Below are 2079 nucleotides of genomic sequence, written 5' to 3'. Positions count from 1 at the left end.
TTAAAGGGACGCCTCTTATTGCGTCAATGGTACACGGTTACCGCATAACCAAACAGCAAGCCCCTAACCTAAAACCCGGATGGCAGGGCATGATATTAGCGGTTGCTGTTTGGCTCGTTTTAATGTTGTTGCTTTAATCAGTCTTTATAATTGTCGTGACAACCTTTACAGGTTTTCGCGGCATCCATAAATACAGGTTTAATTGAGTCAATTGAACCTTGCTGGCTGACTTCAGAGAGTTTTGCTGCGTATTCTTGTAAGTCGTTAGCGCGCTGCTGAAAATCTTCCCAGTTGTCCCAAATTGCGGTCAGTGCATCGGAGTTGTCCCCCGGCATAGCACCTTCAACGGCGAAGCCGGACCATGGAATGCTGGACATTTTTTCAAAGTCGTCGGCACGGCGTTGGAAGAAGTCAGCATTGTATTCAACTTCGCCTTTAACCATGGCTGCCATAGCGGCAAAATTCTGTTGCATAACGGACAGGGCTTTTTGGCGGTACTCTACGGCTTTATCGCCGTCGTTAAAGGCGTTTTCATCGGCAGAAACGTTAAACGAAAGGCCCATAAAGCCTGCTATAGCCGTTATTAATAATTGTTTTTTCATCGAAAACACTCCGGTTTGTTGAGTTCACTGATCGTTAATAATACACGATCTGTCGGTTAATGCTTGTCACCTCTATATATAACAAAGTAACTTGTCTTATGGGACAACCAGACTAAAAATAAGTCAAAATGGGGAACAATTCATGAAAAAAGTGCATCAGCTCAGTGCTTTGACGTTAGCAGTAACGTCTGTACTGACCGCTTCGGTTGCGGCTGATCAAACTTCCCGGACTAACGGGATGCGAGATAACACGCCGAGTCTGACCGCGATACAAAACGCAACAATCATAACCGAACCAGGCAAGTCTATTGAGAACGCGACTCTGGTTATAGAAAATGGCACCGTCCAGTCTATTGAGCGCAATAATCGTGCGCCGGCGGGTGCAAAAGTCATTGACGGAACTGGTTACACTATTTATCCAGGCTTTATTGACCCTTACGGAAGCTACGGTATAAAAGCGAGCGCCGAGCAAGAACGTTCGGATGCGCCAATTTATAATAATGAACGTGAAGGTGGTAATGCGGCCAATGACGCTATCCACTCACAAAAGCGTTGGTTTAGTGAGTTTAAAACGAACTCCGACGATGCGAAAAAGTGGGTTTCACAAGGTTTTACCAGTGTTCAGTCAGCAAATCTGGATGGTATTTTCCAGGGGCGTGCCGTAACGGTTTCGCTTGCTGATAAAATACCGAACGACGTCATTTATCAAAGCGAAGCCAAACATTTCGGTTCTTTTGACAAAGGTTCATCGCAGCAACAATATCCTTCGTCTTTAATGGGCAGTATTGCGTTAGTTAGACAGACGCTTTCAGATGCTAATTGGTACGAAAATTCTTACGGTAAACAATCACACAACCAACCGGTTGAGTTTAATGCGGCTCTGGATTCGTTGACGGACATTGAAAGTACCGGAATCGTTTTTAAAGTCAGTGACGAAAAATCACTATTGCGAGCTGATGATGTCCTTGACCAATTTGACGTTCCTTCCATTTATGTCGGTTCAGGTTATGAGTATTCTCGTCTGGAAGCTGTGAAAAACGCGGGTAGCGATTTGATTCTGCCGCTAAACTTTCCGGCTGCACCAGAAGTGGGTGACGTTGACGGCCATCTGGATGTCGATTTAGCCAAACTGCGTCATTGGGAGCGCGCACCTTCTAACCCGGCAATGTTAGCTGAAGCTGGTGTTAACTTTGCGTTGACTCTGCATGACCTGGAGAAATCGGAAAGCTTCTGGCCTAACCTGCGTAAAGCCGTTAAGCATGGTTTAAGTGAAGACAAAGCTCTAGCTGCTTTAACAACGGTCCCGGCAAAAATTGCAGGTGTCGAAGACAAAGTGGGTAAGCTGGCACAAGGCTATATGGCCGACTTTGTCATGGTAAAAGGCGATTTGTTCGAAGACGGTACCATTCAGTCGGTCTGGTTACAGGGTGAAGAAAACGAACTGGTATCCAGAGATAAAGTCGACTTTGTTGGCACT

2 protein-coding genes are annotated in these 2079 nt (G+C 45.6%); one reads left to right on the top strand and one right to left on the bottom strand.

The window, feature by feature from the left end; translation table 11 throughout:
* Positions 1-137: 137 nt before the first annotated feature.
* Positions 138-602, bottom strand: a complete 465-nt coding sequence (locus B3180_RS13060; protein WP_199494634.1) for a c-type cytochrome — start codon at positions 600-602, stop codon at positions 138-140.
* 142 nt (positions 603-744) lie between these two features.
* Here B3180_RS13060 and B3180_RS13055 point away from each other — a divergent pair.
* Positions 745-2079: amidohydrolase family protein (locus B3180_RS13055; RefSeq protein ID WP_286844996.1), on the top strand; the 1335-nt coding region annotated here is incomplete at its 3' end.

Source organism: Idiomarina sp. UBA4206, assembly GCF_002383015.1.
Lineage (GTDB): Bacteria > Pseudomonadota > Gammaproteobacteria > Enterobacterales > Alteromonadaceae > Idiomarina > Idiomarina abyssalis.
This window is presented reverse-complemented; position numbering and strand designations above follow the sequence as displayed.

Coding starts and splice junctions, on each gene's coding strand:
- B3180_RS13060 (WP_199494634.1), bottom strand. CDS start 602: ATGAAAAAACAATTATTAATAACGGCTATAGCAGGCTTTATGGGCCTT.